The sequence below is a fragment of the Kitasatospora brasiliensis genome (assembly GCF_032654805.1).
GTDB classification, from domain to species: domain Bacteria; phylum Actinomycetota; class Actinomycetes; order Streptomycetales; family Streptomycetaceae; genus Kitasatospora; species Kitasatospora brasiliensis.
The window spans coordinates 66086-83244 of the sequence record NZ_JAUOOW010000003.1 but is presented as its reverse complement, the minus strand read 5'-3'; the positions used below and the strand labels follow the sequence as shown (position 1 = coordinate 83244).

General features: G+C 70.0%; 13 protein-coding genes. 7 read left to right on the top strand and 6 right to left on the bottom strand.

What is annotated here, in order from left to right:
• Nucleotides 1–72 precede the first annotated feature (72 nt).
• Complete coding sequence (locus QWJ13_RS13280; RefSeq protein ID WP_316524133.1) at nt 73–219, top strand: hypothetical protein; 147 nt, start codon at nt 73–75, stop codon at nt 217–219.
• Nucleotides 220–240: 21 nt separating this feature from the next.
• Here the strand turns inward: QWJ13_RS13280 and QWJ13_RS13275 are convergent, their stop codons facing one another.
• The 3 genes from QWJ13_RS13275 to QWJ13_RS13265 form a co-directional block, all read right to left on the bottom strand.
• Complete coding sequence (locus tag QWJ13_RS13275) at nt 241–774, bottom strand: PH domain-containing protein (RefSeq protein ID WP_316524131.1); 534 nt, start codon at nt 772–774, stop codon at nt 241–243.
• A gap of 720 nt (nt 775–1494) precedes the next feature.
• The gene (locus QWJ13_RS13270) at nt 1495–2298 is read right to left on the bottom strand and encodes a hypothetical protein (protein WP_316524129.1); all 804 of its coding nucleotides are present in this window, start codon (nt 2296–2298) and stop codon (nt 1495–1497) included.
• Entirely contained in the window at nt 2295–2828 is a 534-nt protein-coding gene (locus QWJ13_RS13265; protein WP_316524127.1) for a SigE family RNA polymerase sigma factor, read from the bottom strand. The genes QWJ13_RS13270 and QWJ13_RS13265 overlap by 4 nt, the downstream gene beginning before the upstream one ends.
• Before the next feature lie 312 nt (nt 2829–3140).
• Here QWJ13_RS13265 and QWJ13_RS13260 point away from each other — a divergent pair, with 312 nt between their 5' ends.
• The 6 genes from QWJ13_RS13260 (at nt 3141) to QWJ13_RS13240 (ending at nt 11970) form a co-directional block, all read left to right on the top strand.
• Nucleotides 3141–6512: a S8 family serine peptidase gene (locus QWJ13_RS13260; RefSeq protein WP_316524125.1), complete on the top strand. Its 3372-nt coding sequence runs from the start codon at nt 3141–3143 to the stop codon at nt 6510–6512.
• A gap of 21 nt (nt 6513–6533) precedes the next feature.
• A complete protein-coding gene (locus QWJ13_RS13255; RefSeq protein ID WP_316524123.1) occupies nt 6534–7049 on the top strand; it encodes a tyrosine-type recombinase/integrase in 516 nt (171 codons plus the stop codon).
• Nucleotides 7050–7839: 790 nt separating this feature from the next.
• A complete protein-coding gene (locus QWJ13_RS13250) occupies nt 7840–9201 on the top strand; it encodes a site-specific integrase (RefSeq protein ID WP_316524121.1) in 1362 nt (453 codons plus the stop codon).
• Nucleotides 9202–9612: 411 nt separating this feature from the next.
• Entirely contained in the window at nt 9613–9861 is a 249-nt protein-coding gene (locus tag QWJ13_RS13245) for a hypothetical protein (protein WP_316524120.1), read from the top strand.
• A gap of 10 nt (nt 9862–9871) precedes the next feature.
• Nucleotides 9872–10699 (top strand): helix-turn-helix domain-containing protein, encoded by an 828-nt coding sequence (locus QWJ13_RS34355; RefSeq protein ID WP_432277520.1) that lies wholly within the window; start codon nt 9872–9874, stop codon nt 10697–10699.
• Between the two features lie 482 nt (nt 10700–11181).
• Nucleotides 11182–11970 carry an adenine nucleotide alpha hydrolase family protein gene (locus tag QWJ13_RS13240; protein WP_432277519.1) on the top strand — a complete coding sequence of 263 codons (789 nt, stop codon included), beginning with the start codon at nt 11182–11184 and terminating at the stop codon, nt 11968–11970.
• A 37-nt stretch (nt 11971–12007) separates the two neighbouring features.
• On the opposite strand, the gene QWJ13_RS13235 is transcribed toward QWJ13_RS13240, so the two are convergent.
• From QWJ13_RS13235 to QWJ13_RS13225, 3 genes are all read right to left on the bottom strand, one after another.
• Nucleotides 12008–12526 carry a hypothetical protein gene (locus tag QWJ13_RS13235; protein ID WP_316524116.1) on the bottom strand — a complete coding sequence of 173 codons (519 nt, stop codon included), beginning with the start codon at nt 12524–12526 and terminating at the stop codon, nt 12008–12010.
• Between the two features lie 189 nt (nt 12527–12715).
• Complete coding sequence (locus QWJ13_RS13230) at nt 12716–13549, bottom strand: phosphoadenosine phosphosulfate reductase domain-containing protein (protein WP_316524115.1); 834 nt, start codon at nt 13547–13549, stop codon at nt 12716–12718.
• Nucleotides 13546–17157, bottom strand: a complete 3612-nt coding sequence (locus QWJ13_RS13225) for an ATP-binding protein (protein WP_316524114.1) — start codon at nt 17155–17157, stop codon at nt 13546–13548. The genes QWJ13_RS13230 and QWJ13_RS13225 overlap by 4 nt, the downstream gene beginning before the upstream one ends.
• Between the last annotated feature and the right edge of the window lie 2 nt (nt 17158–17159).

Sequence of the window (17159 nt, the reverse complement as noted above, 5' to 3'; positions counted from 1 at the left end):
TCTCGTGCGGGCCGATGCTGCGCGATCAAGCTGCCCTATCCACCGAACATGCTCCGCGATCACCCTCGCGGCGTGTCGCCAGCGCGTGTCCGCGAAGCGGCCGGCGGCGGCCACGACGGAACGACCCCGGCCGAGCTCGCGGCCACCGGTGGCACCGGCCGGAGCCTCGCCGCCGGCTCGGTGCTCACCCGCGTCGCACGTCGGCGCGGCAGCCGCTGAGCGGCGATCGGCCCGGGCGGGTCAGCGGGTGACCGAAGCCGTCCCGTCGGATCCGTGCTGGTGCTCCTGGGCCTCGTCCATGGCCTCGTAGATCATGTTCTTCAGGCCCTCGGGGTCCGGGACGTGCCTCAGGGTCAGCATCCCCTGCTCGGAGGCCGACTCCACGTTGACCGTCCCGCAGCGGATGATCCGCTCCCACAGCGAGGCCTGGAAGGAGATGTCGTTCACCCGCAGCAGCGGGAGGCTGTGCCCGGTCTTGGTCAGGAAGCCACTGCGCAGGTGGAGCCGCTTGGTGGTGAGGACGTAGTAGGTGCCGCGCCACTTCATCAGCGGGACCAGCCAGAACCACAGGGAGATGATCCCAGCGGCGGCAAGCACCAGGTAGGAGGCCGTCCTGCCCCAGCCGTCGCCACCGGGCAGCAGCCACAGGATCGCGCCGGCCACGGCCCAAGTGAGGCAGAGCACGGCGAACTCGCCGACAAGCTGAGTCCAGTGCTGGCGAGTGGCGTAGATGAGGTCTTCATCCTCGGCGAGGTGGTGATCCACAGTAAGCATGAGGGGCATCCTGGCACACCGCCTTCCGCCCGCAGGTACGCGAACCGCCCGCCAGGCGCCGCACCAGGCTCAGGCGGTCGCCGATCGTCTTCTTCGTCAGCAGCCGGCTCCGCTGCTGTTGCTCCCACCCGCGCAGCATCGCGTCGAACATCGTCGGCGCCGAGTCCAGCGTCCGAACGTTCCCCGGGACGACCAGCCGGAACGCACCCGGCACATAATGCAACATCGTGGCGTTGGATCCCCATCAGTCCAGGCCAGAAGCCCCTCCGTCACCTGGAGGAGGGACACCGGCCACCTCCGCCGCACGGGCGGGGGATCCAGAGCCAGGGCCGCCCCTGGGCATTCAAATGACACCCGCCTCTTGTGCACCGGGAATTGGCCACCCGTCAGGCGCCTTCAGCCAGCCTCGGCACTGACTGTTCAGTTGTCGTCTTCGCCGAGTACGTCGAGAAGCGAGGTTCCCCACGTGGCTCGTCGACGAGGACTGGCCGCAGGGCTTTGGCTGCTCCGGGCCCATGCCGTCGCCGATGCGGGCCCGGAGGGGCAGTGGGCGACCAAGTCCTCGTCGATCCACGGTGCGTGCACCGGCTCCGGTAGCCGCGTCTTCCCGTCACGGTCGAAGTCCTGACAGTGGAGCGGGCGGCGGCCGGCGCTATCGGAGCCGCTTCCAGCCGGGCGGGCACAGCCGCGCCGGGCCCGGCCGACCGGTGTAGGGGCGGGTCAGAACTGCCAGGCGGGATTGTCGGCGATCGCCAGCAGGGCGGCCTCGTCCAGGGCGGCGTCCGGCTGTTCGGCCCACTGCTGGAGTGTCACCGTGCGGCCGTCGGCGCGCTGGAGGCGGATGTACTGGGAGGTATGGCCGCTCTGCGGGTGGGTCAGTGTCACGGCTTCGCCGTGTGCGCCGGAGGGGAGGTCGACCAGGTGGCAGTCGGTCCGCGGGGCGGTCTCCTGCGGGCTGGGCATGCCGGGGCGCGGGGTGACCTTGGGCAGGGCGATGGTGGCGCAGAGCGGGACCTTCGGCGCGTCGGCGGTGCGGTCGGCGCCGCCGACGAAGTCCACCGGGCCGGCCGGGGACTGCCAGTTGACCCGGAAGGTGCGGCCCGGGATGTCGCCGGCGCCCACGGTCTTGCCGCCGGCCGGGAGCAGGGAGGCCAGGGTGGTTCCCAGGTGGTCGCTGGTCCAGTCGGTGGCCCGGCCGCTGCCGGGGCCGAAGGAGTCCGGGCGCAGCGGTTCGGCGCTCGCGCCCGAGCCGGCGAGGCTGAGCGGGCCGGCCAGGGGGTCGGCGGCGGCCATGGGGGCGCCCGGGGTGGTGGCGGTGGGCAGGGCGGCCACCAGGGCGGCCAGGGCGGCGGTGGCGGCCGTCGCGGCTCCGGCGCGGACGGCCAGCCGGGTGCCGCGGCGGCGGCGGCCGGCCACGACCGCGGAGTCCACGGTGCCGGGGCGCAGCGGTGGTTCGGCGCCGAGGCCGGCCGCGAGGAGGGTGCGCAGGTCGTCCTGCGGGTCGAGGGCGTCGTGGTGGGTCACAGCAGTTCCTTCAGGGGGGTCGGGGCGGCGGCCAGTTCGTCGAACGGGTCGGTGTCGCCGAGCAGGTCGCGCAGCTTGGTGAGTGCGCGGGCGGTGTGGCTCTTGACGGTTCCGGCGGTGCAGCCGAGGGCCTTGGCGGTGTCCGCGATGTCCAGGTCGGCCCAGAACCGCAGGACCACCACGGCCCGTTGACGCGGCGGCAGGGCCGCGAGCGCGGTGCGGACCTGCAAGCCGAGCGATGGGTCGGTGCCCGGGCCGGGGCGGTCGGGCAGCACGGGTGTCGGGTCCTCCCGTCGCCAGCGGCGCCGGGTGTGGTCGATGCAGGTGCGGGTGAGCACGCGGTGGGCGTAGGCCTCCAGGTTGGCGATCCGGTGCCGCCTTCCCCACACCGCGTACAGCTTGGTCAGTGCGGTCTGCGTGATGTCCTCGGCGTGGTGCCAGTCGCCGCACATCAGGTACGCGGTCCGCCGCAGGTGCGGCAACCGGTCCTCGGCGAAGCCGCGGAACTCCTCCAGGTCTGCGCTACGCACAGGGCGTGTCCTCCGTTCGTCTCTGCCCACTCCGACGGAGCGCACCCGGTGCCGGGATGTCACGGGTGGCGGGAAAAGTTCGCCGGTCGCGAGGGGCGGGAGGCTCCACCGGTCGTGGGAGGGGCGAGAGGCGTTCCGACTTTCTGATCATCGGATGACATCTTCCGCTGCCCTCCGTTCCGTCGATTCCACGCCAGAACCAGTGCGCGGCCCCGGGATCCGTGGTGCCGCCCGATCGAGAGGACTCCTGTGCGAGGAACCCGCAGGACACGTGGGCGAGGGCCACGGACGGCCGGACGGTGGTCGGCCGCCGTGCTCGGCGCGGCCCTGGTCGCGACGCTGGCCGCCCCGGCCGGCTGGGCCGCTCCCGACCCGGCGCCCGACGCGGGGGCGGACGGGCCGGCGCCGGGCCGTCCGGTCCAGGTCACCCTGGTCACCGGCGACACGGTCACCGCCCTGGTCGGCGCCGACGGCGCGGTGGCGCTGGCCGGAGTGCGGCCCGGGCCCGGGCGCGAGGACGTGACCTTCCTCCGGCGCTCCGGCGCCCCCGGCTCACTGAATCTCCTCCCCTCGGACGCGGTCGGCCCCCTGGACTCCGGGCAGCTGGACCCCCGGCTGTTCGACGTCGCCGGGCTGATCGCCCAGGGCTACGACGACGCGCACACCGCCGAGCTGCCCCTGATCCTGGGCTCGGAGCACGCCGGCGCCCCGGGCCTGGCCGCGGTGGCGCCGCCCGCCGGCGCCACCGCCGTACGGGCGCTGGAGAGCGTGCACGGCGCAGCCCTGCGCGCCCCGAAGGCGCGGGCGGGCGAGCTGTGGCAGCTGGTCGCGCGGCCCGGCACCGGGCTCGCCGCGGGCGGCGTGGACAAGGTCTGGCTGGACGGCAAGGTCAGCGCGGCGCTCGACCGCTCGACCGCCCAGATCGGCGCCCCGCAGGCCTGGAGCTCCGGTTGGACCGGCAAGGGCGTCAAGGTCGCGGTGCTCGACAGCGGCATCGACCGGGGCCATCCCGACGTGGCCGGCTCCCTCGGCGAGACCTCCGACTTCACCGGGCCCGTCGGCACACCGGTGAACGCCGACCCCGACGGGCACGGCACCCACGTCGCCTCGATCGTCGCCGGCACCGGAGCCGCCTCCGACGGCCGGTTCAAGGGTGTCGCCCCCGACGCCGAGCTCCTGGTCGGCAGGGTGCTGAACGACGAGGGCCAGGGCCAGGAGTCCTGGGTGCTCCAGGGCATGGAGTGGGCCGCGGCCCGCGCGCCGATCGTCAACATGAGCCTCACCGGCCCCCCGACCGACGGCACCGACCCGATGGCCCAGGCCGTCAACACGCTCTCCGCCCGCTACGGCACCCTGTTCGTCGCCGCCGCCGGCAACAGCGGCCGCCCCGGCACCGTCGGCACCCCCGGGTCGGCCGACGCCGCGCTGACGGTGGGCGCCGTCGACCGGGACGGCGCGCTCGCCTCGCTCTCCAGCCGGGGCCCGCGCGTCGGCGACCAGGCCGTCAAGCCGGACCTCACCGCGCCCGGCGTCGGCATCGTCGCCGCCCGGGCGGCCGGAACCGACGGTCAGGAGCCGGTCGGCGACCGGTACACGGCCATCTCCGGCACCTCCATGGCGGCCCCGCACGTGGCCGGGGCCGCGGCCCTGCTCGCCCAGCAGCACCCGCAGTGGAAGGGCCCTCAGCTCAAGGCCGCGCTCACCTCCTCCGCGTCACCGGCCGCCGGCCAGGGCGCGTACGAGCAGGGCGCCGGGCGCGTCGACCTCGTCCGGGCCACCACCCAGGAGGTGTACGCCACCGCCGAGGGCACCGGGATCCACCTGGAGGGCCCGCCCGGCGGAGAACCGCTCACCCGTACGGTCCAGTACCACAACGACGGCCGGGAGCCCGTCACCCTGGACCTGGCCGTCGAGACCACCGCGGCGGCCGGCGCGTTCACCGTCTCCCCCGTCCGCCTGACGGTGCCCGCGGGCGCCGCGGCGTCGGCCACCGTCACCGCCGATCCGGCCCGCGTCCCCTCGGGGGCGTCGCTGACCGGGCGGGTGCGCGCGACCGGGCCCGGCGGAGCCGCCGTCACCACCGCCTACGCCCTCACCCGCGAGGCCGTGCGGCACGACATCAGCGTGACGGCCGTCGACCGCAACGGGACACCGCTCGGGCCGGGCAACCGGGAGGCCTTCTCGGTGATCAGCCTGGCCAACCTGGACACCCGCGACGTCTACCAGCTGCGGTTCACCGACGGCACCGCCACCGCGCGGGTGCCCGAGGGCCGGTACAACCTCGGCGGACAGCTCGTCACCCCCGCCTCGGGCACCGCGAACCGCACCGCGACCCTGTTCCTGCAGCCCGAGCTGGAGCTGCGCGGCGACACCCGGCTCACCGTCGACGCCCGCGAGGGCCGGCAGCTGAACGTCACCGTCCCCGGCCGCGCCACCACCGGCCTCTCGGTCTCCGCGGGCTACTGCTACCGCACCACCGACAACAGCGCCGGTGACTGCGCGGACGCGGCCACCGTCGTGGCCCGGCCCGGCAACGTGTACGTCGTCCCCACCGCCCGGCCCACCGCCGGCCGGCTCGACTTCGTCACCCAGAGCATCCAGCAAGGCCCGGCCGGGCAGAACGGACGGCTGCCGGACCGCTACGACCTGCTGGTGCACACCACCGGCCGGCTGCCCGACCCGGCCCTGACCGTCGAACCCGGCGAACTCGCCACGCTCAACACCCGCTACCTCTCCCAGGGCCCGGGCACCGCGGGCACCTTCAGCAGCTTCGCCTCCGCGGGCGGCCTCGGCGCACTCAGCATCGCCGAGCCCACCTTCGCGCTGCCGGCCACCCGCACCGAGTACTTCACGGTGAAGGACCAGCTCCGCGAGACGCTCTTCGGCCAGACCGCCGGCCCCGGCGGCGAGATGGCCCGCACCGCCGTCAGCCAGAGCGGCACCGTGCGCTGCGCCGCCGGCGCGACCTGCGCGGAACGCTGGAACGCCGCCGTCATCGGCCCGGGCCTGGCCCCGGGCAAGGGCAGCGCGGCCACCATGGCCCGCACAAGCGACGGCTACCTCACCGTGCACCCGCAGCTGTTCAGCGACGCCGCAGCCGGCCACATCGGCTCCCCGTGGCCGCACCTGCTGGAGGACAGCGTCCGCCTCGAACTGGAACGGGACGGACAGCGCGTCGGCGGCAGCGACCGGGAGGAGGCCCGCTTCGCCGTACCGGCCGCCGACGCCGCCTACCGGCTGACCGCCAGGGCCGTACGGGCCGAACCCTGGGCGGCACTGTCCGGCACCGTCGAGGCGGTCTGGACCTTCCGCTCGGCCGCCGTCGCCCCCGGTCCCGACGGACGGGCCCGCAGCACGGCGCTGCCCGTCGACACCGTCCGCTTCACCGCCCCCGTCGACCCGGACAACCAGGCCCCGCGCCGCCGGCACACCCTGCTCGCCGCCGTCGAACGGCAGAGCGGCGCCCAGGCCTCGGCCACCGCGAGCCTGAGCGTGCGGGTCTCCTTCGACGACGGCGCCACCTGGCAGGATGCCCCCGTCGCCCCGGCCGACGGCGGCTACCGCGTCGCCGTCGACCCGCCGCAGGGCGCCGGCGGCTTCGTCTCGCTCAAGGCCACCGCACGCGCAGCCGACGGCTCCACCGTCGAGCAGACCGTGCTGCGCGCCTACCGCCTGGCACCCTGACGGCCCGCCGGTGGCCCGCGGGTGATCCGCGGGCCACCGGTGGACGGCGCGTGGGCCGCCGACGGGTGCCGAACGGCGTCCGTCGGCGGCCACCGCCACACCATCCGCCGCACCGGCTTCCCCGACGAACTCCACGCCCGCACCGCGCTGCGGCGCTTCAACGAGGACCTGGCCCTGTGCGTCATCACCGACCCCAGGCAGCACACCGACGACTACCTGCGGGACTGGCTGGACGAGAAGGAGCTGCGCCTCAAGCCCACCACCATGGCCCGCTACCGCGCCTACGTCGAACAGGACCTCATCCCCGCCCTCGGCCAGATCCCCCTCGCCGACCACGCAGCCGTCCACGCCGTAGCCTGGATCCTCGACAACGCCGACCGCGCCGCCCTCGGCCGGCCCGCCTGCCGCGCCCGGCGCCCCTGGCGCCAGAACCCGCGCCCGCACCGGCAACTGCCCGCACACCAGCAGACACGAACAGAAGAATCCTCAGCGGCCTGGCCTATGTGGCCCGGAGACCACCGTGCGACCACCAGCTGACCAGACAACAGAAAGAGCCGGCACTCGGTTTCCCAAGTACCGGCTCTCACAACCGACTTCACAGTCGGGACGACAGGATTTGAACCTGCGACCCCTTGACCCCCAGTCAGGAGAGGTTTCCCTATTCCTGCCTGAAATGCGCTCGCGCACACGTCGTGCGTGTGCAGATGAGCACGTTTCGCGCACCCCGTGCGGCAGCGCGCATGACGTGTGGTCCCCAGCTGGTCCCCAGGTCAGGGGCTTGACGGAGGGTCCGGGTGGCGTTCATGCCTCCAGGGTAGCGCGACTCCGACCCAGGTTCCAGCGATTCCCTCAGATCGCTCCGGAAAGGGAATCCATCACCGCCGAGAGAGATCAACCCGACCCGGCCGAGAGCCAACCAGGAAATAGCCCTCGCAAATCCCGGGCCCACCAATTCAACGCGGGCTCGCGGAATTTCCGGCGCTCGCCGTAGCGTGTTCCAAAGACCGGTCCGAGGCTCGGCGCCACCGCACCGCGTGTGCTCCGGGTTGTACGAGCCCAACAACCCACGGCCGACTGTCAGACCGCCTTCTCCCGGTCCGCGGCCACTCTTTCGAGCAGCGGCTCCGTGGGGGCTGATGCTGCGCGATCAAGCTGCCCTACCCACCGAATGTGCTCCGTGATCACCCTCGCGGCGTGTCGCCAGCGCGTGTCCCAGCCAGTCGATCTTGCCCGTGCTCCGCACCCCGCTCCACACGCTCTTCCGCCGCACTCACCACTCCCGCAACTCTGGACACGCCATCACCACTTGGTTCAAGGAGGAGCCCCCATGGCGCAGCGTCCGAAGCGTGGTCGGGTGTACCGCAGGTGTGGGTGCAAGGACGGGAGCAGCGGGAAGCAGTTGGGTTCGTGGTGTCCGCGGCTGGCCGCCGACGCCACGCATGGCCGGTGGACGTACGCGGTGGACCTGGCCCCCGAGGACGGCAAGCGCCGGACTCGGCGGCGGGGCGGGTTCGCCAGTCGGGCGGAGGCGACGCGGGAGATGGCGCGGGTGCTGGATGCCGAGTACGGGGGTGTGTACGAGGACCGCACGCTGCGCGTCGGCATGTTTCTGTACGAGTGGCTGGAGGCGAAGCGCCCATCACTGGCGCCGAACACCTGGTCGGGCTACCGGTCGTGCATCGAGCGGGACCTGGTCCCGGTGTTCGGCGGCATGCTGCTGGTCGATCTGCGGCCCAAGCACATCGACGCCTGGGTGAGTGCGCAGCTCGCCGCCGGCCGCGGTCCCACCACCGTTCACCATGCGGTGGCCATGCTGCGCAACGCCCTGAACCACGCGGTGCGGACGTGGCGGCTGCGCTACAACCCGGCCAAGCACTCCGTGCCCGCCAAGCCCCGCGCCGCCGTACGCGTCTGCTGGACCCCCGACCAGGCCGCCGCGTTCCTGCGCCACAATGCCGAGCACTACGCGGACCGGCTCACCGACCTGTTCGAGGTCATGCTCGGCACCGGCATGCGCCGCGGCGAGGTCCTCGCCCTGCACTGGTCCGACGTCCACCTCATGGACCGCCAGCTCTACGTCCGCTGGACCCTGACGGCCGTGAACAACGGGAAGATCCACCTCGGCGAGCCCAAGACCGAGGCCAGCCGCGCCTGGATCAGCCTCTCCCCCAGAGTCATGGCCGCCCTCCACCGCCAGGCCGCCCTCCAGATGGCCGCCCACCCGGAGGGCAGGCTGGAGGGGCTGGTGTTCGCCCGTCCGGACGGCGAACCCCTGCGCCCGCAGTGGGTCCTCGACCAGCTCCGCAAACGCACCGCCGAACTCGACCTGCCGAAGATCGGCCTTCACGACCTCAGGCACACCGCGGCCAGCATCATGATCGCCGCCAACATCCCCCTCGCCGTCGTCTCCAAGACCCTGCGCCACTCCAACCTCGCCATCACCGTCGATCTCTACGGCCATCTCCTCAAGGACTCCGCCGACGATGCCGTCGTCGCCCTGGCCGCCGCGCTTGACCGTGCGGATGCCCGCTGCGGGATCGCCTCCATCGACGCCGGCCCAGCCGCGCGCCGGGTGCCCGAGCCAACGCCAGCCCCAAGGAAGGCGGCCGCCGTACACGGCAGCACCCTCGACCAGACCGAGACGCAGCGCAGCGCTGGCCGTCCGGCCACCGCGCGCTGCACTGCGTAAGGGTCTCGCTCTCCGTCCGGGCGTGGCTTGAGGCCTCTCACCCGCTGTCGGTCGGGCCGACCTACCGAACGCGACGGCATCTGTGAACCGCACCGACGCCCAGCCTTCTGTCGCCGTGAGGGCCTTGCACGATGCTGCGGACAGATGTGCATCAACTCCGACCGGCTCGGCAAGATCAAATCTGCCGACCTGGGCAGATGTGTCAGCGACCCCCTTTTCGATCATGCTTCGAAAAAACCTGGGCACTCACCCCGTTTTGGGACGCACACACATCAACGAAGCACTCAGACCATGATCATCATTGCCGGAGCGGCCTCGCCGGCAGCAGGATCGGGGACACACAAGCGGCCTGACGGACCAACACGTTGGCATTCGTCGACCGCTCCAGCCGGCCTCGCCGCCAGGGAGGAAATGATGAAGAACAACCGCCAGAACCTGACCGGGCTCCGGTGCTCCAGCGGGACGCCCCGTTGGCGCAACCGGAGGATGCTCCCGCCGGCTCCAGTCGTCATCGTGCTTGTGATCGTGCTCCTCGCCGCGGTTCTGGCTCTCGCCGGCACCCCAACCACCAGCATCCTTGAGCTGCTGGCCGGTGCGGTCGCCATTGCGATGCCGGCCGCCAGGGAGATGGCGACCCTGGCCCGTGGTCGTCGTCGCTGAGGCGGTCAAGATGGGCCGACCTCAGAGAAAGCTCGACAGAGGTGCATGGCACCACAGGGCTCAGCTGGCACGCTGGCTCCGCGAACACAAGCAACGGTCCGGACTGACATACCGCGAGATGGCCCAGCAGGCCCCATTTTCTGCAACCGTTTTCTCCCGCGCAGCCTCGGGGCAGATTGTGCCCACTTTGGAGATCGTGGAAGCGTTCGCGGCAGTATGCAGAGTTGACCCCACACCTGGCCGTGAATTGTGGAAGCGTGCACGGCATGAGAGGGCGCGAGCGGCTGGGCGTGGGGTCAACTCGCCTCAGCCAATGAGGCCCGAGTACATCAGAGATCACGCCACGCTTCGCCTCGCCTTGATCGAACTTCATCAGGCGATGGGAGAGCTGTCGCTGCGAGAGCTGGAGCGTCGCGCTCAAAGCTCGGGCGATAAGCTCGCTCGCGGCACGATCCACGGTGTCCTGAAGGGTCGCCGCGTGCCGACCAGGAGATTCGTAGGATCCTTCGTGAGAGCGTGCGGGATCCCTGAGAGCGCGGCTGCCGTGTGGCTCGCCGGCTGGGACCGTGCGGAGCGCAGACGGTCGTTGCAGACCATGGCAGATAAGCCACTGACGTTTACAGAGGGAAACACCGCCCGGTCATTTCGATATGATGCGCAACGCCTCCTGGAGAAATATCGAAAGGATGGCCTTCATCTCGATCTCATGGAGGAAATCCTCATTCGACACGTGGAAGAGACTCGCCGCCGGGACATCGAACTGAGCCAGTCGCGAATTCCCGGTCATACATATGAGTCAGCCTCGCCCGCAGTCTCAAATATGGGAGAGATTGAATAATCGCCACAAACGCTAACGCCCTCCGGCTCATTATCTGATCAAGCGGGCACGCCACTCCATCAAAGGGCGGGCCGCCGTCCAGTCGGGCAGATCCGCAGGGCATGACCCGTGGTCGATGACGGCCCATCTCGCCCGACCGAGACCCCCTGAGCGACTTGCGGGCCCGGCCCGGGCATGACCGGCCTCCGAGCATTGGCGCTCGCTACCTGGCGGCTGGCTCCAACACCGAGTCGGCATTGAGGCGGTCCGCCGGTAGTGCCAAGCCGAGCAGCCGCCGTGCCGCACTCGCAGGTCCACTCGATGTCCCGCTTCGCCACCCAAGGGGTCGGTGGCGCGGGGCATCGAGCCTGCGAGATAAACACTTGATCTCTTTGATCATCATCCATAGAGTATCTCAGGTTCGAGTGATCAACCTGGGAGCCTCCATGGGTCAACCTTCAGCAGATGCGATGTCCGGGCGTAGCGAGTGGCCGGCCGGCCCGTTGAGAGCGGTGTCGTACGGGGGCGGCGTTCAGTCCACTGCACTGCTCGTCCTCGCAGCTCGCCGTGAAATCGACTACCCGACGTTCTTGTTCGCGAACGTCGGTGACGATAGCGAGCACCCTGCCACGCTCGCGTATGTGCGAGATGTCGCAGTTCCGTTCGCTGCTAGCGCCGGGATTGATCTCAGGCAGCTCCGGCGGCTTCGGCGCGATGGCGAGTCCGAAACGCTGGTGCAACGCCTCAGTAGACCCGACACTCGCTCCATCCCGATCCCCGTTCGCATGGCGAACGGGGCACCGGGGAGAAGGTCCTGCACAGCCGATTTCAAGATCAAGGTGATCGGACGATGGCTTCGCACGCACGGCGCCACGCCCGGCGCGCCAGCGCGCGTGGGCATCGGAATTTCCGTCGACGAGGTCCATCGTGCGAACCGCAGGCGTAGCGAACCCTATGAACTGATCGAGTATCCGCTCTTGGACCTCGGGCTTCGGAGGACGGACTGTGTGCGCCTCATTGAGGAAGCGGGGCTTCCCGTCCCTCCGAAAAGTTCGTGCTTCTTCTGTCCCTTTCGCACAGTTGGGGATTGGCGCCGTCAACGGTCGCTGGAGCCCGAGCTCTTCGCTCAGTCGGTGCACATCGAGGAACTGGTCAATCGCCGGCGGAAGGCTCTCGGTCGGGACCCGGTGTACCTGACTCGCTACGGCCGTCCGCTGGCCGAGGCGATAGCGGTGGAGCCTCCCGTCGTCGAAGACGACGGGTTGTGCGACTCCGGCTGGTGCATGACGTAACGTCATCGACGTCCCTGGGCTGCGGCATCCAGCGTGACTACGTTCCCGAGGCCGCCTTACGGCCTCGCGGCTTCTGGCTCAGCCGCTCACCGGCGAGCAGCCTTGCGTGTGCTTCTGCGTCAACCGTTCGGCCGCGGGCTTGGGCATCAGCGATGAGCGTGTCGAGGAGCCAGAGCGGTGATCCCGACAGCTTGAGATCCTCGTCCGCAATCGTTCGCCGGTTCCGCCATCGAGCGACGGCTCGTTCGTCGACCCTCAGGACGAGAGCCGCCTCCTTGATCCCTGCGAGCGTCGGAAGATCCTTCGGGTCCGCGAGGCTGTATCCGCCGGGGATCGTCGCCTTGTACTGCGCCAGTCGCTCTTCGGTGATCTCCCGGCCACTGTGCCCGTCGAGCTGAAGTACCGTGTGGAGCAGCCAGTAGGGGTTCCCGGACGCGATGAGGTCGGGCTCGCCGAGGATGCCGTCGGTCCGCCACTTTTGCGACGTCTGGCGCTCGATGCCAAACAGGGCGGCGATCTCGGTGTGGCCGACCAGGTAGGGCAGCTGTGCGGCCATGACCAGTGTTTCTCCGGGGAGCATCGTCTACTCAGGCCCGGCTCACGTGCGGGCTCCCAAACGATAGCGCTCTCCGACGTGCCGTACTGGATCTTGGCGGCGCGGCTGAGTTGCTGCGAGCGCCGTCGGCTGCACCTGAGCCCCGTTGCGGATGGCTGTCGCCAGTCGCAACGGGGCTCGGGTGTTCTCTCAGAGGTGGCAGACGGAGCAGCCTGCCTCGTCGTCGTCCTCGTCGTGGGCATCGGCGAGGATCTCGAGCAGCGGTCGGTTCGGCCTTATGCGGGTGGCCGCCCTCTCCAGAGCTGCTTGGTGCTTGGCTTCGATCTCCTCGCGGCGCTCGATCAGGTCGTGCAGGGATTCGCCCTGGGACCAGGTGTACTGCCTGCCCTGCATCGCAGTGTGCCGGTAGTTGACCTTCTCCTCGTAAGCTATGGCCTTCTCGAAGAGCTCCGGGTGGCGGTCCTTGAGCCCGACCCACTCGTGCTTGCGCTGGAAGAAGCAGAAGTAGCAGCCCGAGCGGGTGCGCCACTCGTAGTAGGCCGGCAGGCCGATGCCGGCCTCGTCGAGGATCTTGTCTACGCCGGCGCGGTCGATGCCGTCTTCGCGGAACGGGAACACTGCGGTGATGTTCGGCTTGGTGCTGACGTAGCCGAGGCGGTTCTCATCTGCCCGGATGGCGACGTAGGAGATCACCTCGTCGTCGCCGACCCACTCTTCCAGCGGCTTGATCTTCAGGTTCTTGGTGCACCAGCGCATCTGGGGGCTGGGGAGAGTGCCCTGGTAGACCTCGAGCCAGTGGTCGAAGTCTCGGCTGGCGTTCAGCCGGACGATCGGCTTGCCGACTGCGGCTTCAAGGCGGTTGAGGTACTCGTACGTCTCGGGCAGCTCGGCGCCGGTGTCGCAGAAGAAGTACTCCATGTCGGGTACCCGGTCGCGCATGTGGATGGCGAGGGCTGAGGAGTCCTTGCCCCCGGACAGGCCGAGTACGTGGCGCTTCTTGGTGCCGGAGCTGGTGTCGCTCACAGCTTCTCCTTCGTCTCGGGGGCCGCGTCGGTGCCGGCGGCGGCCAGGCGTTCAGCGAGGGCGGCGAGCAGAATGCGGGCTCCGTCCGGGCCGAGCGCCTCTTCAGCCTGCCTGATGACACTGACAACGAGCTTGTCGGCTGCCTTGCGTGACTGCTTCGGCACGTGGATGAGGGTGCGTTCCTCGGTGCCCTGAGGGGTGGTGAGCGTGAGAAGGCGGGTGTCGATCTGCCGCGGCGAGGCAGGCTTCCGGACGGCCTCCGGCTCGTCATTCGTCTCGTAGAGGTGGCTGACTCGGTCGAGGGCGCGGGCGACCTCCTTCACCTTGGCAGGGAAGGCATCCGTGTCGCGGTCGGTCCAGTTGACGAGGGCCTTGTTGAGGAGACGGATGGTGATCGGCTCGAGCCAGTCCTCGTCTGGCAGGTTCTCGTCGAGAACGCGCGAAACGAAGCCCTGCAGGCTGAGTTCGAGAGGTGCGTTAGCGAACCCGCGAAGCCGTTCGGCGAGACCAGCGCGGAGTTCGCCGATCTCAGCAGGGAGGCGGAATTCCTTCGCGAGGGCCGCGACGAGCTGCTGGCGCAGGGCGGCGCTCGCGCCGGAAAGCTCGTCGAGGGTGGCGACGAGGCCCGCGACGTACGTCTTGGCTGCCTGTTCGTCCTTGGCGGTCTCGGCCCGGACGGGCTCGACTCCCTGAGTGAGGGGCAGGGCGGTGAAGATCAGTTCGTCGGGGTCGGTGGCTTCCTTCAGGACGTCCCGGAGCTTCAGCGCCGGCGCGCTCAGGCGCTTGGTGGCCTTGGCGAAGTCGTCAAGGGCCATGTAGCGCCCGAGGATCGTCCGGGTGACGGCCAGGAGCATCGGGTTACGGGCCGAGCGCGATCGCGGCGCGGTGATGTTGAGGGACTTAGCGAGTCCTTCGACCACGAGGCGGCGCTGACCGCGGCCGACGGGTGCGGCCTTAACCATGAAGCGGTCCGGGTTGACGTTGAGCCGTTCGATGATCTCCGGGGTCAGCCGCTGGCAGTAGTTGCCGTCCTCGAACAGTGCGATGTCGTCGCTGCGAAGGATCAGGGCAGTCACTACGAGGATCGGGACGACGCCGGCCTTGACACCATACGGCGGCGCCATGAGCTGCTCGTAGATATCGCCTAGGGGGGTCGGCCGGGTGGCCTTGGTCAGCGCTGCCTCGAGGGTGTCCCAGACTTCGGTGACGTTGGCTTCGGCGTTGGTCTCCTTGCTGGGCCTGGAGATTCCGTGGGTGAGGATGGTGTCGGCGTCGACAGCGTTGCCGCTCTCCCCCGCGACGCGGTGGAGGCCGAGGTACTCGACGACTCCGTGGTACATCGCGCGTTCCGCGGAGTAGTTGTCGGGGTCGAAGCCCAGGAGGTGCACGCCCGATCGCTGGATCATGGCGGTGAGCACCTCGCGGCGGGCTCGCGAGCCGTTGCTGGTGAGCTGGTGACGGCCGGCCATCTCGTTGCGGATGCGCGGAGTGTGCGGGTAGACGAGTTCGCATGCCTGGGAGGCGAGGCTGGCGTAGCTGCGCGCTTCGAGAGCTGCGTCGGGCGCGTTGCCGACATCAGCAGCGGTGTTCCAGAGGTGCCAGGTGGCCTGCGGGCTACGGGGGTTGAACGCCTCGTCGAGCTGCGCTCCGATGAGCTGGGAGATCTCTGCTGCGCGTTCGGCGATCTCCCGGGATGCGACGTGGTCGATGGTGTCGTCGTCGAGGAGTTCCTCGAGTGCGACGAGGTCGATTCCAGCTTGAAGGACCCGCTCGGGGTTCTCGGTGACGCCGATCAGCACCGGAAGGGGCGAGTTGACGGCAGGCCGAGTGTCGAGGGTGCCGAGGTGGTAGACGATGAGGCCATCTGCGGCGTCCTTGACCACCTCGGGGCCGTCGATCTTCTCGCCTTCGTGGCTGACCGCTGTGACGAAGTACCGCAGCATTCCGGTCTGCTGGCTGTGCTTGCCGGCCACCACAGCGGCGGGAAGGACGGTGCCGAGATGCTTGCTGACGTAGTCGACGACGTCCGCGGGCTGGATCCGGGTGGCGACTTCGCGGACCCGGGCTTCGATGTCGACGTCGGTGCCCTGCCAGACGCGGTACTCGTTGCTGTAGGCGCGGTGAACCACGAAGCCGTCTTGGACGAGCTTGTCCAGCTTCTTCTGCAGGGCCGCGAAGCGGTCCGGGTCGTTGGCGTCGAGCGGGTCGTTGAGCGCGAACTGGATCATGCCGGGCGTTGCACGCAGGAGCCCGTCGGCGTCGATGAGGTTCAGGATGCCGATGACCTTGAGGACTTCCTGGTCCTCGCTGGGCAGGCCGTGGGCCTCGTTGAGCCGCATATCGACCTCGAGCCAGCGGCTGGCGTTCGCGGAGGCCAGGATGGTGGTGCGGCCCGATGCGAAGAAGTAGTCGTACAGCTGCGGGAGGCGAACCGTCGAGGCGCGCTCGGGCGCGTCCGAGGACAGTGTCTCCATTGTCCGCCGGACCGTGTGGGGCTCGTCGCTGGCCAGGAAGCCGGTGAGGCTGCGGTCATGCTGCCCGATCTGCGATGCGAGCAGCGGGGCCGCGACAGCGGTCAGCGGGTGCAGGGGGTAGAGGCCAGCGAACATCTCGGCCGAGATGTCGACGACGGAGTTGAGCGCGTGGCCCTCCCTCCACGCCTTCGCGGCAGCTTCTGCCTGGGCCTCGATAAGAGCGCGGCCCGGCTCGGCAACGGCGGACAGGTCGAGACGGCGACGCATGAGGTGGACGGCGTCGCCGAGGTTCGGCGCGAAGGTGATGTCCTCGAACCGGCCCTGGATCTTCGCCCATTCCTGGGTCTGGACTGAGCTGGATCGCGCTGCGTAGTCGGTGAACGCCAGGTGCTGGAGCGTGAAGATGAACAGCGGCAGACCTGAGCGGCTTGCTCCCTTCTCTGCCAGCATCTGGAGCAGGAAGACGTCGCTGTCGGCGTCTCCGGTGTCGCCGGCCGCGGCAAGGTACTCGAGTGTCTTGCCGAACTCGTCGAGGATCAGCAGGACAGGGGCAGCGTCACACAGCACGGTGACGGCATCCAACAGGCTCTGCGCCGTTGGCACTTCTCGTTCGGCGCACGTGGCGAGGGCCTGGGCGACGGCCTTCGGGGGCCGCTTCTTCCACCTGCGCTCGACGGCGGTCTGCAGGGCTCGGTGAATCGTTGCGGCAAGCGGTTCACGACGGGCTGTGGCAACAGCGCCGAGGAAGCCGTCCGCGGTCAGCTCGTCCCGGACGCGAGACAGCCGGGCGGCGTATCCGGGGCTGGTTGCCGCAACGGCCGCTTCTGCCTCGGCACGGCGAGCCTTGTCGTGTCCGAGGAAGGCGTCGAAGAGATTGGAGAGTGTGGACTTGCCGGAGCCGTAGGGGCCGGTGAATGACCACGCGCGGGTGCGTCCGAGGTCGCCGACGGCGTTGGTGACGCGCTCGAGGACATCGAGGGCACGCGCGCCGACGTAGGGCGAGTTCAGGTGGCGCTCGCGGACGTCACGTTCGAGGTTGGTGGACCGCAGCTCCGATCCGACCAGGGCGATGCCCTTCGGGAGCTGGAAACTGTCGGTGCTCTGGCGGGAGCGCTGCTTGGTCTTCGTCGTCATGA

What these genes read in the sequence shown, in the direction of transcription:
- QWJ13_RS13245 (WP_316524120.1), top strand. Translation starts at nt 9,613, where the DNA reads ATGATGAAGAACAACCGCCAGAACCTGACCGGGCTCCGGTGCTCCAGC.
- QWJ13_RS34355 (WP_432277520.1), top strand. Translation starts at nt 9,872, where the DNA reads ATGGGCCGACCTCAGAGAAAGCTCGACAGAGGTGCATGGCACCACAGG.
- QWJ13_RS13275 (WP_316524131.1), bottom strand. Translation starts at nt 774, where the DNA reads ATGCTTACTGTGGATCACCACCTCGCCGAGGATGAAGACCTCATCTAC.
- QWJ13_RS13225 (WP_316524114.1), bottom strand. Translation starts at nt 17,157, where the DNA reads ATGACGACGAAGACCAAGCAGCGCTCCCGCCAGAGCACCGACAGTTTC.
- QWJ13_RS13250 (WP_316524121.1), top strand. Translation starts at nt 7,840, where the DNA reads ATGGCGCAGCGTCCGAAGCGTGGTCGGGTGTACCGCAGGTGTGGGTGC.
- QWJ13_RS13235 (WP_316524116.1), bottom strand. Translation starts at nt 12,526, where the DNA reads ATGGCCGCACAGCTGCCCTACCTGGTCGGCCACACCGAGATCGCCGCC.